Below are 20,281 nucleotides of genomic sequence, written 5' to 3'. Positions count from 1 at the left end.
TCTACTTGTGAGATTATGTTATTAAGGGTAGGCTAAAAGGTGCCGGTAGGGCTGATTTCTGAATTTGGAGATCAGCCCTTTTACTTTACCAAAAGTGATTTTGTAGTAAAGAAAAGGTTTGATGTTAATATCAAAGCCTATAGTTAAGCAATCTCTTTTGTGTTTTGAATGAAATGCTTAACTTAGTTTTATGAAAGGAAAAAGTAATAAGAATACTACTTAATGCCGGTGAAGTGAGGAAAATAAGACCAAAGGGTTATTTTATATGCCTTAGATTTGGTGCCAATATGTTTCTCTTGAATGTGTCTTGATTATGAAAAGTGAGTCTTTCCAGTGGGCACTCCTATTTCAGAAGCGAGAAAGCTCTAGATAGGCTTAGCTAAGTGAATGGTAGAATGCATATATAAAACTCTCACTCCCGGTTCATATATAACAGAAAGTAAAAACTAAATATCAATAGATTATGTTAAAGCTAAACCGTATCATGCTTATCAGCTTCCTGCTCAATGCGTTTGCAGGCTTGCTTCTTGCGCAGACTCCTCACGAGCCTACCCATTTAATCATTTATAGGGGGACAACGGTCACACAAGTACCTTTAAGTGAAATAGATAGTATTCGGTTTGAATCTCTAAAGAATAGCCCGATGGTACCGCTTGAGTATGTGGCAGAATACAATGTAGGAAAGACTCCGGGTACTTTCGCTGAGTCACAGCAAAATGATGCTTCCGGATATTTTCCCTTTGAAGAGGTGAATTCTATTTGTCCTAAAGGCTACCACACGCCTACACGGCAGGAAGCTGCAGTTTTGTTCCCTCTCTTTGGTCCTAAATATGAGATTTATATCTGGTTTGATACGAAAAAGGAGACCCTAGGAGCTTTGGAAGCTGTTCAAGTCGGGGATGTGAAGGCTTCGTATTTGAACGATTATAAATCACCGGGTGGTAAAGTATGTTATGCTATTCGTTTCCAAAAAGCTGAAAAGGAAGCAGAAGCCGGCTACCCGGCTGCAACAGATAATTCACTTCGCACAGCCTATAGATACGAGATCGTGGGACAAATGACAGAAGGAAATCTGGATGCACATATGAAGATCACAGCCAGACACTTAGGAGATGATTTTAGTGGCTCTATGGACGATGTAGCTAAAGAGGAGTTCTGGACTGCAAATAACGAAGCTGATGTGGTTCGTATTTTGCCAAGTGCTATCTATTATCACCCTCAGTTTAATAAAGAGGTTGTTGGAGCCGGAGCCTACTATTGGACCACTACGCCTCATGAGACTCAATCTACCTTCGTTTGGACTATCGCGTATATTTCTAAAATGGCCTATATCAGTTATAACTCAGATAAATTCAAGTTTGGTGTGAGACCGTTTAAGAATACCCTATAGGGGTTTATTTCCTAATTTGGTAAGCCATACCAAATGAAGTGAATATCATCATAAAAGTAAACTAATCTGTGTGCCCGGTAAGATGTTAGGTAACCTCAAGTAAGAGGGTAGTCTCTACCCACTCCAAAGAGGGAGCGAATAAACAGGATATACTCATCTGGTGTACAGATCAATAAAACAGTTTGTATAAATAGTACAATTTGAGGTATATGAAAAGACATTACTATTGCCTAATAGCCTTTCTCTCTTTATTCTCTTTCTTCCAGTACCTACCTGCATCCGCACAAAGGGCTGCTGAACAAGTGATTACCCTTACTACTTCGCGAGCCATTGGCGATTCAGTTCGTATTAAAGTTGTGTCGCAAAATGCAGCTCCTGTTAGTGTAGAGGGACTCTCAGAGAGCACATTGGCTCAGGATTATAAAAAGTATCAGATAAAGAGTCAGACCATCGTTGTGCGGGGGCCTGTCCTCTTTTTAGCGACATTCAGCAATGGAATTACTCAGATCGTCTTTAAGAATGCGAGTGTATTAGATCGAATCGATTGTGAGCAAAATGAACTTGCAGAACTTGATTTTACTGAGGCACCGAACTTGAGACAGCTGTTTTGCCATAAGAACAAATTAGAGCGCATTAATGTAGAGGCATGTAAGCAGCTACAGTGGTTTAATTGTTCAGAGAATAGGTTGAAAAGCTTGAATGTGAGTAACAATGCGTCACTGAATATATTGGTTTGTGCAGATAATAAGTTGAATGTATTGGATATTAAGCAGTTAACCTCTCTTCAAACGCTTGATTGTGCGAGAAATATGCTTAATACTCTTGATCTCACAGCGAATCACTCTTTACGAGGTTTAGCTTGCCAAAATAACCTCCTAACTGATCTGCGTCTAACCGGATGTGAGCGTTTAGAGACTATTGTAGCTTCCGCAAATAAGCTTACTCAATTGGATTTGTCCGGCCTGTCTAAGCTAAAAGATCTTAGGTGTTATGAAAATGCTATTGAGCGACTTTCTTTTGCAGAGTCGCCTTTGGTAAAGACAATCTATTTGGAGTGCAATTCCATCAAAGAGCGTGATATGACAGACTTGATGCGCTCACTTCCCATAGCAGAGGAGAATGCAAAAAAGGGTGCTAAGATAGGGGTGCTGGACTTAACTTACTCTAAAGAAAAAAACGTATGTAACAAAGAGGCAGTGGGCATAGCTACTAAGAAGCATTGGAGCGTGCTGGCTTTCAATGGGCGAAAATATATCCCATACGAGGGTAGTGGAAGTGCTTCTTTGGAGGTGCCGGATAATAATGAAAAGCCTCTTGTATATCCTACAGAGGTCACGGATCGTCTGTATCTTTCACAGGCTTTCAGTAAAAGTGGATTCCCTACGGTAATTTATAGTATGGAAGGAAGAGAGATACTAAGATTGAAGGATGGAGAGGTCGCTTCGGTGGATGTGTCAGAGCTGCCGCAAGGTATGTATATAGTTGTCTCCGGGTCTCTCTCAGCCGGCTTTATCAAACGCTAAAAGGATTAACGGTAAGATCAAAAACAAGGGGCAGTGCAAAAGCTTTTGCACTGCCCCTAACTGTATCTATATTTGCGGTCAAAGCAAATCTTTACTTGCGCGGAGCTTCCATGTTAAGGTCGTCAACGCTACGAATCCATATAGCAGCAGTGGTGAACTGCATGGCTCCAATACGGTTATAAGAGAGCACTCCTGTTACACTTCCATTTCCACTTGGCATCTTTGTTTTCCCAAAGGGGCAATATTTGCTAATAGCTACAGATGGAAGTTTGTACCCCATGACGGGAGGTTCAATGGTAGCATTGGTATCTTGTAGGTCATTAAAGGTAACGCTTTCATTAGAGCTGTCATAAAGCGCATAGCCCTTCGCACCATTCACGAACTGAACACCCGTTATCGTTACAAGCCTGCCATGCCATTTATCGTAATCCATTACTTGATAAGTATTCGGGTCCATTGCGAATAGCTCATTGAAAGCAATTACTTCCGGTGTAATGGCATGAGCTGGAGTGTCAAGCTTTTTCACTTGTGCATTATCTATTTCAAGGGTCATTCCACCGTCCATGTATCTACTTATTTTGCTGTCTTTGAGGTTTAGCACAAGTTCATCTCCTTGGTCATATCCCGGATTGTTTTCAGCTAAACGAATAGTCATTCCTTGTTTGTCATTTGAAACAAATAGATTACGCAGGCTATTGATATTGTTGCGATTAGAGGTTACCACTACACTGATGCTCTTCTCTTCAGTGATAGTTGCTTGAGCCCCATAGCCGGCTTCTTCAAGTTGCTCAAAAAGCCATTCGACACCGCCCTCGTACTCAGCTGTGTGCTGCTCTTCGGGAACAAGAGTGCCATCGATAGGCGCTGCCTCATCCCAATCGGTGATAACAGCTCCAATACCCTCTATCTCAAGTGTGTCCTCTTGGGCTATCTTTAGATTAAAAGTAGTGCGTTTGCCTCGTTGGAAGGTTGTATTATTGGGAATCTCGTATTTATAGGTTTTGCCGGAAATAACAGCCGAAATAACAGCTTGAGTCGGTGTTTCCGGGATGATAATGGCATCGCTCTTTCCGGTAGGAAGTGTAATGGCATTCATATCTGCTATGTTTGAGATAGAGGCATCGCTTAAATCGAATGAGGCTGTGGTGGAAAGGCCTTCTATCTTTATAGACGCATTTGTAATAGGCACTCCTGCAGCATCTTTTATATTGATTCGTACTGTAGAAAGCATGTGTGCAAATTGAAGTGTAAGCTCACTCTGAGTGGCTCCTGCTTTCATTCCTGTAAGGTTATTGCTCCAAAGGAGGTCAATAGCAGGTTGAGTCGCTACATTTATTGCTATGTTCTGTGCATTATTTAATGTTGCATTGTAGGGGTAGTAGGCAATGAAGTCAACTGCTTGTGAATTATCTTCTGGAAAGAACATAGTTTGTCCGTTTGCAGCTGTAAATATTCCGTTAGTTCCTCCAGTCGTAGTGGTATATTGCCGGTTGCTATAGAGACGAGCACCGGCATTACTCAACGACTCACCGGAGCGGAGCATGAAAACGCCTATGCCATCATTAGCCTCCCACTGGTTGTCGTAAGCACGAAGTGGAGAGGAGTTGATTTCGCTTTGAATATTGCTTTTAAAACTAATACCCCTACGGATAGGAGCTTTGGAGTCGTTGCATGACACCATGAAGAGTGAAGCTACAACAAGACTTGTGAGATAATAAAAAGTTCGATTCATGCTAGTAGTTTTGTTATTCTGTTTTCCTTGTGGTTGTAAAGTAAGCATTTTCCTATTACATGGAGGTTATACTTCTAGAGGGTAGCCACCGCCTTTGTTAAAAGAATGGGTAGAAGTCTCTTTTCTATTGCAGTTTATGCAAATAGTAACGCTATAAAAAAGAAAGAGGAACCCTCGCATAAAGTAAAGGTCCCTCTTTGTAATAGTATCTTTTCTTACTGCTTTGTAGGTAGCAGTATGGAAAAGAGGCACTTATTTGCTACCCTTTATAGCAGCGCGGAGGCTTTCTATTAGTTTGCGCTGACTTGTGGGCGTTGAGGGTGTTTCGTCTTCTTTCATCTGAGTAAGTGCAAGCTCGCCTTTGCCCACCTTATCCAACGAAAGCTCTGCAAGCAGCAGCTTTTCTGCATTGATATAGGCAGAGATCTTTTTGCCTGACACTCCACTTACATAGTCTTTTTCAGGCGCACGTTTGAATCCTATCTTCGACATGAGCTCTGCCATCTTGCCTTCACCGGGATCAGAGGGAAATGCTTCGCTATATGATACAATGCTAATCTTGTAAATATAGTTGTTGGCAGCACCATACTCAATATCATAGTAAAAGATATTATTCACTTTAAGTGGACCAACGGGAGTTTCCTTGTTGGGAGTGGCTTTCATAGAATTTCCCCACTCAATATCCTCTAGGTATTCCGTATCGTATCCTCTTGCTTTTTCCCACAGCCAAATAGGACCTCCTTCGTTGAAGGGTTTTCCAAATTCGTATGAGGGAAACATATAGCTTAAATTTCCATCTTCAGGCTCAATTATTTTTACAGTAATACTATCAATAGTACTAATATCATAAGTGGCATCTCCGCCTGCTTGTGCACTACGATGGATAATGATCAACTCTTTGTTTTGAGCGGAGAGTGAAAAGCCCCCACCCAACAACAATAGGGAGAGTGTAAATAGTGCAAGTGTAGTTATCCTTTTCATTGCTTTATAAATTTGTACGTTCCTTTTTCTGTTTGAATAAAGTAAATTCCCATCGGTAAGGTTGAGATGGATACTTTTTCATCAATGTGGTAGTTTCCATTAGTGAGGACAAGCCTGCCCGCCATGTTGTAGATGCGTAGAGCAAATGAGCTGTCGTTTGCATTGCCGTGTAGTGCAATCCAATCAGGCCCTTGTGCTAACTGCAATAAACTGTCATTGTCCATTACCAACTCGGCCATGTTAGGCTTGTGCTGCTTGGAAAAGTACATTTTGAGCTTATTTTCAAGCGGAAACAGAAACTCAGGGTGCTTTGTATCTGTTGTACTAACCTTTACTTTCCCTTCAGTGAATACAATCTTTTGTATTGCACCTAGCTCAATAGCTGTTTCTGTACCCTTTTCCGGAGTAACCACTACGAGAGTGGTCGGAAATACCTCTTGTGCACAAAGGCTACTGCATGTGAGTAGAAGTACGCTAGCACTCGCCAATAGCATGCGTTGAATGCTTTTCATGTGAGTCATTTTGTTTATCTATTTTCTATTAGTCAATTCTTTATTGCGCCAACCAAACAATTCGATCATTCTGTATGGCTGTAATACTATCACTGAGATACAAAGATACTATATTTCTTTTACAATTATCATTATTAGCCGCATGTGGACTTTTCTGTATGGAGGCTAATCTATGTATCTAAAGCTTATTTTCTTCCGGTAGTATGCGATAGACCCTTTATATATCGATTTTATGGCTCCTTAATTTGTCTTATAGATGCGCTTTTTGGTTACCTTTGTACAATTAAGCGTATGGAGAAAGGAGCTTGGGGCCTATCCTATAAATAGACGTAAAAGATGAAAGAAATTAGAAACTTCTGTATAATAGCACACATTGACCATGGTAAGAGTACGCTGGCGGATCGCTTACTGGAGGCAACTCATGCCGTAGAAGGAAAAACGGCAGAGGATCAGGTCTTGGATAGTATGGATCTAGAGCGTGAACGTGGTATTACAATTAAAAGCCATGCGGTGCGTCTTGAGTACACGTACAAGGGAAAGGATTATATTCTCAACTTGGTAGATACACCGGGGCATGTGGATTTTAGTTATGAAGTTTCACGTTCTATAGCTTCTTGTGAAGGTGCCTTGCTGTTAGTTGATGCTACACAAGGTATTCAGGCGCAAACCATTTCCAATCTTTACTTGGCTTTGGAGAATGATCTGGTCATTATACCGGTAATTAATAAAATAGACCTTGCCGGTGCTAAACCGGATGAAGTAGAAGATGAGATAATGGACCTGCTCGGTTGTGAGCGCAGCGAGATCCTTCGGGCAAGTGGAAAAACCGGTGAAGGTGTAGATACCATATTGGAGACAATCATCAATCGAATTCCTGCTCCGGTAGGGGATGCGGAAGCCCCCTTACAGTGCCTTGTATTTGACTCTATGTACAATGCTTACCGAGGAGTTATAGCTTATGTAAAGGTGGTGAATGGCACGTTGCGAGAAAAGGATAACGTGCGCTTCATGTCTACCGGATTAGAGTATGATGCGGAAGAAATAGGGGTACTAAGAATGACTCATGAGCCTTGTCATGAGCTGAAGGCCGGAGATGTGGGCTATATTATTACCGGCATTAAGGAGAGCAAGGACGTACGAGTGGGCGATACTATCACACAGTCTGAGCGTCCAGCAGAAGCTGCTATTGATGGTTTTGAAGAGGTTAAGCCCATGGTCTTCGCCGGAGTTTATCCAATCGATACCAAAGATTTTGAGAATTTGCGCAGCTCATTAGATAAGCTTAGACTAAATGATGCTTCCCTTACTTTCTCTCCCGAAAGCTCTGCTGCATTGGGATTTGGTTTTCGCTGTGGCTTCCTTGGACTGCTACATATGGAGATTGTGCAGGAGCGGCTTGAGCGTGAGTTCAATATGGATGTAATTACTACTGTGCCCAACGTTTCCTATCTCGTGTATGACCGTACAGGTGGCTGTAAGGAGGTACATAATCCTTCCGGATTACCGGATGTGACCCATATTGAGCGTATTGAAGAGCCTTATATACGTGCAACTATTATTACGCATGCCGAGTACATTGGTCCCGTTATGACACTGTGCTTGGATAAGCGGGGCGAATTGATTTCTCAAAATTTTATTATGGGAAATCGAGTAGAACTGCTTTTCGATATGCCATTGGGCGAAATTGTGATTGACTTTTATGATAAATTGAAGAGTTTGTCCCGTGGATATGCCTCATTTGACTATCACATCACAGACTTCCGTCCTTCTAAATTGATCAAATTGGATATACTGCTTAATGGAGAGCCTGTGGATGCTCTATCTACTTTAACCCATGTGGACAACAGTGTGCCCTTTGGGCGAAGAATGTGTGAAAAGTTGAAGGAGTTGATTCCACGTCAGCAGTTTGATATAGCAGTGCAGGCGGCAATCGGTGCTAAGATTATTGCGCGCGAAACAATTAAAGCAGTACGAAAGGATGTGACTGCAAAGTGCTACGGAGGGGATATAAGCCGTAAGCGTAAACTCTTGGAAAAGCAGAAAGAGGGTAAAAAGCGTATGAAGAAGATTGGTACAGTTGAAGTGCCTCAGAAAGCATTCCTTGCGGTATTAAAGCTTGATTAGCCATGGACGGAGCAGAACCTAAAAAAAGTAGAAAGACTAAGAGCTCCCCTTCATCGACCGCAGCTGCTGTCGGCTCTCTGGAGGGCATGTTACCACCTCAGGCAATTGAGATGGAACGAGCTGTGCTGGGTGCTATTATGCTGGAGCCCGAGGCCTACTACGAGGTATCTCAGGTGCTATCTGCTAAATCTTTTTATGTAAAGGCACATGAGGTTATTTATGATGCAATAATTTCTTTAGCTTCCCAGCATAAACCTCTCGATATGCTCTCCGTGGTAGAAGAGCTTCGGCGTAGAGATGAATTAGAGACAGCCGGTGGAGCTGCAGCCGTGGCCGAGCTGACTCGCAATGTGGCAGGAGCCGCTAACTTGGAGTATCATGCTCATATCGTAGCAGATAAGGCAATGAGCCGTGGGCTGATCAGCTTCGCTTCCGGCGTGATGACGCGTGCCTATGAAGACACTGAAGAGGTGGATCAGCAAGTTCAGGCGGCAGAGTCGACACTATTTGAGCTGGCACAGTTTAAGATGCGGAAAGATATTGTTCGTGCCGATGAACTTATAGAGACTTTTCAGCATCATTTGCAAGAGGCTGCCAACAAGCCGGATGGTATAAGTGGAGTGCCGAGCGGCTTGTATGAATTAGATAAAATGACTAACGGCTGGCAGCGGGGGGAACTAATTGTAGTGGGGGCAAGACCTCGTATGGGGAAGACAGCTTTTGCCATGACAATGATAAAGACGCTTTCCTTAGATCAAAATATCCCTACATTGTTCTTTTCCATGGAGATGACCAATGAGTCTTTGATGGAGCGTTTGGTCAGTAACTTCTGTGAGATCCCTCTTAGTCATATTAGAAGTGGTAAATTGGAAAATTACGAGTGGGAAACACTTAAAGAGCGTATGCTGCTTCTTGAGAATAAACCACTTTACTTGGATGAATCAACCGGCCTCTCCATCTTTGAGCTAAGAAGTAAATCCCGTAGAGCGGTGAGGGAAAAGAATGTACAGCTTATTGTCATTGACTATTTGCAGTTGATGAATGCTGAGGGTACCTATTTTGGTAACCGCGAGCAGGAAATTGCCCTTATTTCGCGTTCGCTCAAGTCCCTTGCCAAGGAGCTTAATTTGCCTATTATAGTGCTTGCTCAGCTCAATCGTGAGGTGGACAAGCGAATGCAAGGTGATGCGGATAGTAAACGTCCTCAGCTTTCTGACTTGCGCGAATCCGGTTCTATTGAGCAAGATGCCGATGTAGTCTGCTTCATTCACAGACCCGAAGAGTACGGAATTCGCACATTCCCTGATGACAATAGCTCAACGCAAGGGAAAGCGGACTTTATAGTGGCTAAGCACCGTAATGGACCAACCGGAGATATACGTCTCTCTTTCTTAGGTGAATTTACTAAGTTCGTAGATCTAAATACAGGGTCATTTATCCAGCGTGAAAGTTCAATGGGAATGAATATAGGTGATGAGTCGGAAATGCCTCCCGACGCATTTTTTCAACCCATGTAAATCCTTATCTGTATGAGGCAGCAATATGAAACGGCTTTGCCACCACTTAATTATGGGTTGCTCAAAGGGAAGAGGGCAGCTTATTATACTTTAGGATGTAAATTGAACTTTTCTGAAACCTCTACGGTGGGGGGAGATTTGGAAGCCTATGGGGTAGAGCGAGCCGAGGAGGGAGAGTGTGCTGACATCTGCGTGATCAATACTTGTAGTGTCACCTCTCAGGCTGATAAGAAAGGGCGCAATCTGATACGGCAAGTAGTACGAGCCAACCCCGGAGCTGTAGTGGTAGTTACCGGTTGTTATGCGCAGCTTGCCGCACAGGAGATCCTTGCTATTGAAGGCGTCTCTATTGTAGTTGGGTCGGGCAGAAAGGGCGAAATTGCCCAGCATATTACCGAACTGCTTACTGCAGAGCAAAATGGCATAGAGATTTATCGTAAAAAAGAGATCTTTACGGGAGGCGAGCAGGAGCTTCAACACAGATTTGAAGAGGGATGCTCCCGAGATGATAGAACGCGTCACTTCCTGAAAGTGCAGGACGGATGTAACTACGCTTGTAGCTATTGTACTATACCCAAAGCTCGAGGAAGAAGTCGTAATGGCTCTATTGCCTCTATGGTAGCAGCTGCCGAGAGAGTAGTGGAAGCCGGAGGGCGTGAAATAGTGCTTACCGGAGTTAATATAGGGGACTATGGCCGCACCACAGGCGAACGCCTTGAGGACTTAGTCAAGGCATTAGATGCTGTAGAGGGTATTGAGCGGTACAGAATAAGCTCGTTGGAACCGGAGCTTATCAGCGATGAACTAATTGACCTCGTTGCAGCTTCAAAGCATTTTATGCCACATTGGCATATCCCCTTACAAAGCGGAAGTGACGAAGTGCTGCGCTTGATGCGTAGAAGATATCGCCGGGCTCTCTTTACCGATCGTATAGAGCGTATTGTACGTATGATGCCGGATGCATTTATAGGGTTAGATGTAATTGTCGGTATGCGTGGTGAAACAGACGATTTATTTGAGGAGTCACGCTCCTTTCTTCGAGATACCCCATTCACAAGACTTCATCTTTTTACCTATAGTGAGCGTAAGGATACCGATGCACTTTCTATTCCCCATATAGTAACGCCTGCGAAAAAGCGGATGCGCTCCAATCTTCTCCAAGAACTTAGTTCTCAGCATATCAGTGCTTTTTATCAACGCTTTTGTGGACAGAGTCGTCCCGTTCTTTGGGAGAGTACAGAGCATGAGGGGTATATGCACGGATTTACGGATAACTATATCAAATTAGCCGCTCCTTTCGACCCAACCGCCATAGCACAAGTTGTACCTGCATATATTGGCACGCAACTGCCTCATAATGAGGAACAATGTATGGGTACCTTGCTGAAAGATTAATCCGTTCTCTATGAAAAAGCTTGCTGTTGTAATCTTGAATTGGAATGGAAGGACCCTATTAGAGCAATTCCTGCCTTCTCTTTGTCGTTATACTGACTATGAGGGTGTAGATCTTATAGTGGCAGATAATGGGTCCACCGATGATTCTATAGACTATATTAAAGTTCACTATCCTCAAGTGCAAGTGCTTGCCTATCCTGATAACAAAGGTTTTGCCGGAGGCTACAACCGAGCTTTACGGGATGTGAATGCGGAAATTTACTGCTTACTGAATAGTGATGTAGAAGTTACACAAGGATGGATTGATGCTCCTCTTGCTTTCTTTGCTACACATCCTATGGTGGCTGCTATTCAGCCAAAGATAAAGAGCTATAAACAGACACAACAATTTGAATATGCCGGTGCTGCCGGAGGGTATATCGATCGCTATGGATATCCCTATTGCAGGGGGCGACTCTTTGACTCAGTGGAGGTGGATAGCGGACAGTACGAGCAACCGGTATCAGTCGGCTGGGCTACCGGTGCAGCCTTGTTCATCAGGAGCAAAAGTTTTTGGGCAGTGGGAGGCTTTGATGAAGCTTTCTTTGCGCATATGGAAGAGATTGATCTAGCGCTCAGAATACAGAGAAGAGGAGAGACTCTTTTTTGCGTTCCTTCAAGCGTAGTATATCATGTCGGGGGGGCCACTTTGGAGAGTGGAGATGCATTGAAGGTTAAATTGAATTTCAGAAACAACCTGCTGATGCTATACAAAAACCTCTCCCGTAATCGATCAAGAAAAGTGCTATTGGTGCGCTCTTTTTTAGACGTGCTCTCAGCACTCATGTTTTACCTTAAGGGAGAAAAAAGAGCTTGTAAAGCAGTGTTTGAAGCAAGAAGTGAATACAAAAAGATGCGTCGAATCTATCAACCCCCTAAGGATGAAATGAATCCACTTATTCCGGGTCGCGGTTCGGTGGTTATGGAGTACTATCTGTTGCGTAGACGCTATTTTTCTTCTCTTTCTAAGAAACTGCAAGTCCCTCTACAAAAGCAGCAGACTAACTAAGATGCTTTTCAATAGGGTGCTCTAAATTCACCTCTTTCTATATTGTATTTGTAGATAGCGAAAGAGAATGAATGGAAAAAGAAACTTTATTTATCGTTACTTTTGTACATCGTAGTAAAGAAGCTATTATGTGGATAAAAAAGACATTATGGATCATGCTGTCTGTAACCTGCTTATGTGGCACGCTACAGGCACAAACTGATACAGTGGAGCAAAAGAGTCCGATTACTCCTGAAGAGCAATTTGTACGGGCCATTCGCACCACGGGTGCAGTTTACTCTAATTTACAACGTTACTTTGTAGATACGATTGACTTAGAGAAGATTAATGCTATAGCTCTCAATAAAATGTTGGAGCTACTAGATCCTTATACTCAGTACATGACAAAGAGTGAGGTACAGAGTTTTAGTGAGAGTACTACGGGTAATTACGGGGGAGTGGGTGCTATTATCAGCCAACGCCCCGATACAACTGTGATCTTCAATGAACCCTTTGAGGGGCAGCCTGCTGCTTTGGCGGGAATAAAGGCAGGAGATAGAATTCTATCTATTGACAATAAGAATTTTACGCATGCTTTTACTCCCGAGGTAAGTAAGGCGCTTCGTGGACCGGAAGGCTCAATGATCCATGTGGAGGTAATGCGTAAGGGTGTAAAAGAGCCTCTTAGCTTTAACTTTAAGCGAAAGGAGGTCTATATCTCGCCGGTCGCCTATGCAGGTATGATAGACGATGGAATCGCCTTAATCAGGCTCTCTTCATTTATGCAGGATGCAGGGACTGAGTTTAGGAAAACCTTTACAGACCTTCTCAATAAGGAGCATCCAAAAGCTTTTATTTTGGATTTGAGAGGCAATGGAGGTGGAGTATTGCAGAGCTCTGTTGAACTGGTATCTATGTTTGTACCTCGTGGCACCGCTGTCGTTTCCGTAAAAGGGAGGAAAGGTGCGGAAAATATTTCAGATGCCGTCTATAAGACTACCTCTAATCCCGTTGCTCCGGACATACCCATGGTTGTATTGATTGATGAGGAAACAGCCTCCTCTTCTGAAATTGTAGCCGGAGCCTTCCAGGATTTGGACAGGGCTGTGATCATGGGAACAAGAAGTTATGGTAAGGGCTTAGTGCAGTCGACGATTCGCATGCCCGATGATGCAATGCTCAAGCTTACCACAGCACATTACTATACGCCCAGTGGACGCTCAATACAGAAAGTCCAATACGACCATTTGGGGAAGAGTGATTCTATTTTGACTCAGGCAGATTCGCTTGGTGCTCCCTATCTCACCTTAGCCGGACGAAAGGTTTACTCTTCAGGAGGTATTACGCCGGATATTTCCCTTGTGGCGGATTCCTTAAAGGCGTTCGTGGGTTATTTGGCAGCCGATACATTGGTCTTTGATTGGATTGTGCAATACGAAAAAGAGGCTACTCGACCTATCGTGCCCGGTTCATTTTCCCTAACTGAGGATGAGTATAATTCCTTCGGAAAGATGCTTATAGAGAGGGCCTATAACTATAAACCCTACAGCATGTATGTGCTCGATATGTTAGAGAAAGTGCTTACCTCTGAGGGGTCTATTGAGTATAATAAGGAAGCGCTTAGCGCTTTCCGCAAGCGCATTACCCCTGACATTAAAACGGAATTAGAGCGTAATAAAAAAGATGTCAAGGAGTATATTGAGGCACAGATTGTATTGCGAAGAGCTTATCGAAAAGGCTTCTATGCTCATATGTTGCCTCAGGATACACAGATAAAAGCAGCGGTGGCGCTACTGAATAATCCAAATAAAATGTCGGCAATTCTTTCCAAATAAGCTAGTCGGAATTTGAAGTACAAAAGCTCTCTTTTCCGCTAAAAAGGGGGGGGAGTCGTAGAATGAGCTGTTTTAGAAAGGTACAGATGTTTTATCTAAAAGGTATAGATGTTTCTGCTGAAAGGTTCTGATCTTTCAAGTAAAAGATAGGGATAAAATGTATCCCCCTTTAGCATCTCATGAATTGACCAATAAAAGAAGCGAATATTTTTTACCGATATAAAGCAGATTGGTTACCTTTGCAACGGAATGGACTTTGAATTAATCAATGTATTATAATGGCAGAAAACAAGAAACGTCTGCATTATAAGCACTCATCAAAAGGTAAGAGCCAAAACGCTACCAATAAGAGTTTTAAGGTCGCAGGGCAGCTTACTTCGGCAGTGCGTAAGGATTGGATCAGTTTTTTACTGAGCTTATTGTTATTCGTTATTGTAATTGTGATTACAATCGCTTCTGCCGGTTATTTGTTTACTGCCGGGAGTGACTACAGTATTGTGAAAAGCAGCTCCTTTAGTACCGTAATGGGAAATGGCACTTCTGCGCTCAATCCACTTGGTTTAAGAGGGGCCTTTATAGCAGACGGATTGATTGACTGCTTTTTGGGAGTGGGGAGCTTTGTTTTGCTTTTTTATGCCGGTTACCTATCACTCAAGTTAATGAAGGTGGTAAAAAAAGGAAATGCCTGGCACCTATTCATTGTTGCGGCTTTGTCAGCAATTTGGATCTCATTATTTGCTTCCTCTATATCGCTTCTTTTCGATCCCTCGCAAATGACTTTTCGAATAGGAGGCTTACATGGAGATTGGCTCCGTGATGCACTTATGCTTAATATTGGTATAGTGGGTGTTGTGTTTTTTCTCCTATTTGGAGCTGTTTCGATAGTGGTTATTTATGACCCTCGTTCGGTAGTTTGGTTTCGTAAGGTTTTCTCTCTGGGGCGCAGAAAGGAGAAGCAGGATCCATCTATTCCTGAGGAGCCACAGCAGGAGAATTCAGCCACAGGAGCATTAGAGTCTATTCGTGAACAGTTAACAACTGATAAGCAGGAAGAAGCGGCCGAAGAAGAAAGCTTTACTCCCGGTGACGAGGTGCCTGTAAAGAGTATTTTTCGCTGGAAACGTAAGGCTAAGAGCGTTGAGAAGAACGAGACCACTAAAGAGAATACTCAACCTAACTCCGATACAGTAGAAAACGCACAGTCGGATCAACCTATTCAGGTAGCTACGACAACCCCCTCACCCAATACAACCGAGTCATGCTTAGTAGTGGAGCAAGCTAAAGGGGATGCCCTTTCTGCTGCCGTGGAAAGTCAGGTGCCGAAAGAAGCCTCTGAGAGCAGTGGCTATGAGTTTCCTTCGTTAGACCTATTGGATCAAGTTGATGCTGTGGAAGAGGGGCCTGATATGGAGGATATTAAGGCTAAAGAACAAAAGATTATAGAGACACTTGAGAGCTTCAAAATAAGAGCCGTCCCTATTAAGGCTACTGTGGGTCCTACCGTAACCCTCTATGAAATACAGCCCGATGCAGGAGTTAAGATATCTCGTATCCGTAATTTGGAAGATGATATTGCCCTCAACTTAAAGTCAGTAGGCGGTATTCGTATCATTGCCCCGATACCCGGTAAGGGTACTATCGGGATTGAAGTGCCCAACAAAAAGTCACAAATCGTGCGTATTCACTCGCTGCTGGCATCGCGTAAGTATAATGAAAGCACGATGAGTCTTCCGGTCGCAATGGGTAGAACCATTACGAACGATGTATTTATGTTTGACCTCACCAAAACCCCTCATCTTTTGTTAGCCGGTGCTACAGGACAGGGGAAAAGTGTTGGGCTCAATGTGTTGATTACTTCACTGCTTTATTGTAAGGAACCCTCGCAGCTGAAGTTTATCATGATAGACCCGAAGATGCTCGAGTTTTCTATCTACAAGCCTATTGAGCGTCTCTTCTTTGCGTCATTGCCGGATAAAGGTAGTGCCATAATTGTTGAGATGGAAAGGGTAGTCCCTGTGCTTCTGTCTCTTTGTCAGGAAATGGATGTACGCTACGAGCTTCTATCAGAGGCTAAAGTGCGTAATATAAAGGAATACAATAAAATGTATCAATCAGGGCGTTTGCCGCGTCTAACCGAAAAGGGCGAAGAAAACCGGCAACTCCCTTATATCGTGCTCATTGTGGATGAGTTCGCAGATCTTATCATGCAACTTGGTAAGGAGGTAGAAAAGCCGATTACCCGAATAGCGCAGAAGGCACGAGCTGCCGGCATTCACATGGTATTAGCTACGCAGCGTCCTTCTACAGATGTGATTACCGGTACGATTAAAGCTAATTTTCCTTCGCGAATCGCTTTTAGGGTATTCTCTCAAATCGATTCCCGCACCATATTGGATACTACCGGTGCCAATCAATTAGTGGGTAGTGGGGATATGCTCTTTTATCAAGGCAAAGAGATGCAGCGCTTGCAGTGTGCCTTTATTGATACTCCGGAAACGAAGCGAATAGTAGACTTTGTGGGAGCTCAGCAATTTCCTTTTACGCCTTATGAGTTGCCGGATGCAGAGCAAACTTCATCTGATGGCACACTTCGTGCCGATGCTTCTTCCGGCCCTCTCGATCCTCTCTTTAGGCAAGTTGCCGAGATGATAGTAGAAAAGCAACGGGCCTCTACAAGTGATGTACAGCGTAATTTTGAGGTTGGCTTTAATAGAGCCGGTCGTATTATGGACCAGTTAGAGCGGGCGGGTATAGTATCTGAGCAAAAGGGAAGTCGCCCCAGAGATGTGCTGGTGCCGGATTTATACGCTTTGAATAAGATGCTCTCGGAGTAGTTGTTGGAGATTGGATAATGATGAATCAGACTATGTTGACGCTACGGCAGTTCTTATTGGGTACCCTATTTGTCCTGCTTGGGCTACCTGTATCCGCTCAGAATAAGTCCGATGAAAAGGCTCTCTTTGAGGGTGCTTTGCAGCGTATACGCAACGGTGTAATCGTTGACTTTAAAAGCGAGACTATAAATAACAAAGGCGAGGTTTTGTATTACACTACAGGAAGTGTGAAGTTGTTGGATCGTAGTTTTAGGCTCCGCTTTGATGCATTAGATGTCAATTTTGACGGAGAGAGGAGCTACACCTATTACGATAGCAAGAATAATAGTTATGTGCTTTTTGATGGTAAAAAGGAGCGCATATCAGATATGAACCCTATCCTGATACTCTCATCGTGGAATCTTTATCCACGAAAAAAGATCTCCTCTAAAGGAGGAAAGCAAGTTTATGCTTTGTCAACACTCGATAAAGAGAGTTCGGTAAGACGTTTTATTGTTACCTTTGAGCAAGGAAGAGTACTGCCTACCCGAATTGAGTCTGTTTCTAAAGATGGGATCACGACAGTTGTGTCCATTACGAAGGAGCAAATTGCCCGCGAGCTTACTCGTAAAGACTTTGTTCAGCGAGCAGTTGATTATCCTACAGCAGAGGTTATAGATCTACGTTGATAGATATTGACAACACGATACAAATTGTACAAAGATGTATGTAAATGTAGGCACTTTACACTGCCTTGGTTAGAATTTACTGATTTGTTATGCTCGTTGAAGTACTAAAGTCAAAGCTACACCGCCTTAGTGTGACTGAAGCAGACCTTAATTATATTGGTAGTATAACTATTGACAAGTTGCTTTTAGAGGCAGCGGGTATCATACCCGGAGAGCACGTATATATTGTCAATAACAATAATGGAGCACGCCTTGATACCTATGTTATAGAGGGCCCTGCAGGTAGCGGTATGGTATGCCTTAATGGAGCTGCGGCGCGTCTTGCTCAAGTAGGAGATGTGATTATTGTTATGACCTATGCTCAAATGACACCCGAGGAGGCAATGACCTTCAAACCGAAGGTCGTATTCCCGGATACAGCTACCAATCATTTAATTTCATAGAATAGACTCCGTATAAGTTTAAATGTTTGAGAATCTAAGCGAACGCCTTGAACGATCCTTTAAGACACTAAAAGGGGAGGGTCGTATCACTGAAATTAACGTTGCTGAGACAATGAAAGATGTGCGTCGAGCTTTGCTTGATGCGGACGTTAATTACAATGTAGCGAAACAGTTTACAGAAAAAGTAAAAGAGGAGGCTTTGGGTAGAAATGTATTGACTGCCGTAAAGCCCTCCGAAATGATGGTCAAAATAGTCCATGAGGAGCTTACAAAACTCATGGGTAGTGAGGCCGTAGATATTACATTAGAAGGAGAGCCTGCCATCATTTTGATGAGCGGTCTACAGGGAAGTGGTAAGACAACCTTCTCCGGCAAACTTGCCAAATGGCTCAAAACTCAGCGTAATCGTAAACCCTTGTTAGTGGCTTGCGACGTATATCGACCTGCTGCTATTGACCAGTTGAAAGTACTTGGAGAAATGCTCTCTGTGCCTGTTTATACAGAGGAGGGAAACCAACAGCCTGTAGAAATAGCACAGCATGCAGTAGATTACGCTCGCCAACATGGGTACGATACAGTAATAATAGATACCGCCGGTCGTCTTGCAGTAGACGAAGAAATGATGCAGGAAATAGCTGCAATAAAAGAAGCTGTCAATCCTGGGGAAATACTCTTTGTGGTAGACTCAATGACCGGTCAGGATGCAGTAAATACTGCAAAAGCATTTAATGATAGGCTCAATTTTGGTGGAGTCGTACTCACTAAGCTGGATGGGGATACCCGAGGCGGTGCAGCATTGAGTGTGAGAGCGGTAGTTGATAAACCTATTAAGTTTGTCGGTACCGGAGAAAAAATGGAAGCGTTGGATCAATTCCATCCTTCCCGTATGGCTGACCGAATCTTGGGCATGGGCGATATCGTCTCTCTTGTTGAGCGAGCCCAGCAGCAAATTGATGAGGATGAGGCAAGGCGTCTGGAGAGACGAATTGCAAAAAATCAGTTTGATTTCAACGACTTCCTAAAACAAATTCATCAGATTAAACGTATGGGTAATCTGAAAGAACTTGCATCTATGATCCCGGGCGTTGGTAAGGCTATAAAGGATATTGATATAAGCGATGATGCCTTTAAGGGAATTGAGGCCATTATATATTCAATGACCCCTGAAGAGCGTACTAAACCCTCAGTCATTAATGGTTCTCGTAAAGAACGTATTGCCAAGGGAAGTGGAACTTCCCAGCAAGAGGTGAACCGCTTGATGCATCAATTTGATCAAATGCGTAAGATGATGAAGCAGGTTCAAACTATGAGTGTCAAAGCGGAGAAAAAGAATAAGCGTAAGCAAGCCAGGAGGAGATAAACTATACGAACAATACATATGTACCAGATATTGGATGGACGAAAAGTATCGTCTGAAATAAAAGAAGAAATTCGCCAGCGTGTAGCAGAAATAGTTGCTAAAGGAGGACGCAGACCTCATTTGGCTGCTGTTTTAGTAGGACATGATGGTGGCAGCGAGACTTATGTTGCTTCAAAAGTAAAAGCATGTGAAGAGGTGGGTTTTGCATCTTCACTGATTAGCTTTGATGAGAATATCACAGAAGAGCAATTACTACAAGAAGTAGATCGCCTCAACAATAATCCTGATATAGACGGGTATATAGTACAGCTTCCGTTGCCTAAGCATATTGATGAGCAGAAGGTGATGGAGAGAATTGATTTTAGAAAAGATGTGGATGGCTTTCATCCCATTAATGTAGGTCGAACCTCGATAGGGTTACCTTCTTTTCTTTCTGCTACCCCTCAAGGAATCCTTGAGTTACTTAATCGTTATCATATCGATACGAATGGAATGCATGCGGTCGTAATCGGGCGTAGTAATATAGTAGGAAAGCCTATAGCTACGCTCTTGATGCGCAAGGCGCAGCCCGGTAACTGTACGGTAACGGTATGTCATAGTGCTACCAAGAATATGAAGGAGATTTGTCAGAGTGCAGATCTGATCGTAGCAGCTTTGGGTAAACCGGAGTTCCTGAAGGAAGATATGGTTAAGGAAGGGGCTGTGGTAATTGATGTGGGAACTACGCGCGTACCTGATTCAACAAGGAAAAGTGGCTACAAGCTCACCGGAGATGTAGACTTTGATAGAGTTGCGCCTAAGTGCTCTTATATAACCCCTGTACCCGGTGGGGTAGGTCCCATGACCATTGTTTCTCTCATGATGAATACCATAAAAGCGTACACATGGAGTTATTCTAAAGAGAAGTAACGAATAAGGGCTACCATACTAATACGCATGG

The 20,281-nt window shown here is 43.2% G+C and carries 15 protein-coding genes; 12 read left to right on the top strand and 3 right to left on the bottom strand.

From position 1 onward, the window contains the following. Positions 1-463 precede the first annotated feature (463 nt). The gene (locus ACLWMH_RS05180) at positions 464-1,390 is read left to right on the top strand and encodes a hypothetical protein (RefSeq protein WP_411915691.1); all 927 of its coding nucleotides are present in this window, start codon (positions 464-466) and stop codon (positions 1,388-1,390) included. Positions 1,391-1,599: 209 nt separating this feature from the next. After that, the gene (locus ACLWMH_RS05175) at positions 1,600-2,913 is read left to right on the top strand and encodes a hypothetical protein (RefSeq protein WP_411915690.1); all 1,314 of its coding nucleotides are present in this window, start codon (positions 1,600-1,602) and stop codon (positions 2,911-2,913) included. Between the two features lie 91 nt (positions 2,914-3,004). Here the strand turns inward: ACLWMH_RS05175 and ACLWMH_RS05170 are convergent, their stop codons facing one another. The 3 genes from ACLWMH_RS05170 to ACLWMH_RS05160 form a co-directional block, all read right to left on the bottom strand. Further along, complete coding sequence (locus ACLWMH_RS05170) at positions 3,005-4,645, bottom strand: fimbrillin family protein (RefSeq protein ID WP_411915689.1); 1,641 nt, start codon at positions 4,643-4,645, stop codon at positions 3,005-3,007. A 252-nt stretch (positions 4,646-4,897) separates the two neighbouring features. Next, entirely contained in the window at positions 4,898-5,626 is a 729-nt protein-coding gene (locus tag ACLWMH_RS05165) for a hypothetical protein (RefSeq protein ID WP_411915688.1), read from the bottom strand. Then, entirely contained in the window at positions 5,623-6,138 is a 516-nt protein-coding gene (locus ACLWMH_RS05160) for a T9SS type A sorting domain-containing protein (RefSeq protein ID WP_411915687.1), read from the bottom strand. Before ACLWMH_RS05160 ends, ACLWMH_RS05165 begins: the two co-directional genes overlap by 4 nt. A gap of 336 nt (positions 6,139-6,474) precedes the next feature. Here ACLWMH_RS05160 and lepA point away from each other — a divergent pair, with 336 nt between their 5' ends. The 10 genes from lepA (at position 6,475) to folD (ending at position 20,250) form a co-directional block, all read left to right on the top strand. After that, a complete protein-coding gene (gene lepA / locus ACLWMH_RS05155) occupies positions 6,475-8,262 on the top strand; it encodes a translation elongation factor 4 (protein WP_411915686.1) in 1,788 nt (595 codons plus the stop codon). A 2-nt stretch (positions 8,263-8,264) separates the two neighbouring features. Further along, on the top strand, positions 8,265-9,779 hold the full coding sequence (gene dnaB, locus ACLWMH_RS05150; RefSeq protein ID WP_411915685.1) for a replicative DNA helicase: 1,515 nt from the start codon (positions 8,265-8,267) through the stop codon (positions 9,777-9,779). Positions 9,780-9,791: 12 nt separating this feature from the next. Next, entirely contained in the window at positions 9,792-11,174 is a 1,383-nt protein-coding gene (mtaB, locus tag ACLWMH_RS05145) for a tRNA (N(6)-L-threonylcarbamoyladenosine(37)-C(2))-methylthiotransferase MtaB (RefSeq protein ID WP_411915684.1), read from the top strand. Between the two features lie 10 nt (positions 11,175-11,184). After that, on the top strand, positions 11,185-12,222 hold the full coding sequence (locus ACLWMH_RS05140; protein ID WP_411915683.1) for a glycosyltransferase family 2 protein: 1,038 nt from the start codon (positions 11,185-11,187) through the stop codon (positions 12,220-12,222). A gap of 71 nt (positions 12,223-12,293) precedes the next feature. Continuing rightward, entirely contained in the window at positions 12,294-14,036 is a 1,743-nt protein-coding gene (locus ACLWMH_RS05135; RefSeq protein ID WP_411915682.1) for a S41 family peptidase, read from the top strand. Between the two features lie 278 nt (positions 14,037-14,314). Further along, positions 14,315-16,870: an FtsK/SpoIIIE family DNA translocase gene (locus ACLWMH_RS05130; protein ID WP_411915681.1), complete on the top strand. Its 2,556-nt coding sequence runs from the start codon at positions 14,315-14,317 to the stop codon at positions 16,868-16,870. Between the two features lie 17 nt (positions 16,871-16,887). After that, complete coding sequence (locus tag ACLWMH_RS05125; RefSeq protein WP_411915680.1) at positions 16,888-17,538, top strand: LolA family protein; 651 nt, start codon at positions 16,888-16,890, stop codon at positions 17,536-17,538. Between the two features lie 89 nt (positions 17,539-17,627). After that, positions 17,628-17,981 (top strand): aspartate 1-decarboxylase, encoded by a 354-nt coding sequence (panD, locus tag ACLWMH_RS05120; protein WP_411915679.1) that lies wholly within the window; start codon positions 17,628-17,630, stop codon positions 17,979-17,981. 22 nt (positions 17,982-18,003) lie between these two features. Beyond that, positions 18,004-19,341 carry a signal recognition particle protein gene (gene ffh, locus ACLWMH_RS05115; protein WP_411915678.1) on the top strand — a complete coding sequence of 446 codons (1,338 nt, stop codon included), beginning with the start codon at positions 18,004-18,006 and terminating at the stop codon, positions 19,339-19,341. 18 nt (positions 19,342-19,359) lie between these two features. Continuing rightward, on the top strand, positions 19,360-20,250 hold the full coding sequence (gene folD / locus ACLWMH_RS05110) for a bifunctional methylenetetrahydrofolate dehydrogenase/methenyltetrahydrofolate cyclohydrolase FolD (RefSeq protein ID WP_411915677.1): 891 nt from the start codon (positions 19,360-19,362) through the stop codon (positions 20,248-20,250). The last annotated feature ends 31 nt before the right edge of the window (positions 20,251-20,281 follow it).

This window comes from Porphyromonas miyakawae, from assembly GCF_045865415.1.
GTDB lineage: Bacteria > Bacteroidota > Bacteroidia > Bacteroidales > Porphyromonadaceae > Porphyromonas > Porphyromonas miyakawae.
This window is presented reverse-complemented; position numbering and strand designations above follow the sequence as displayed.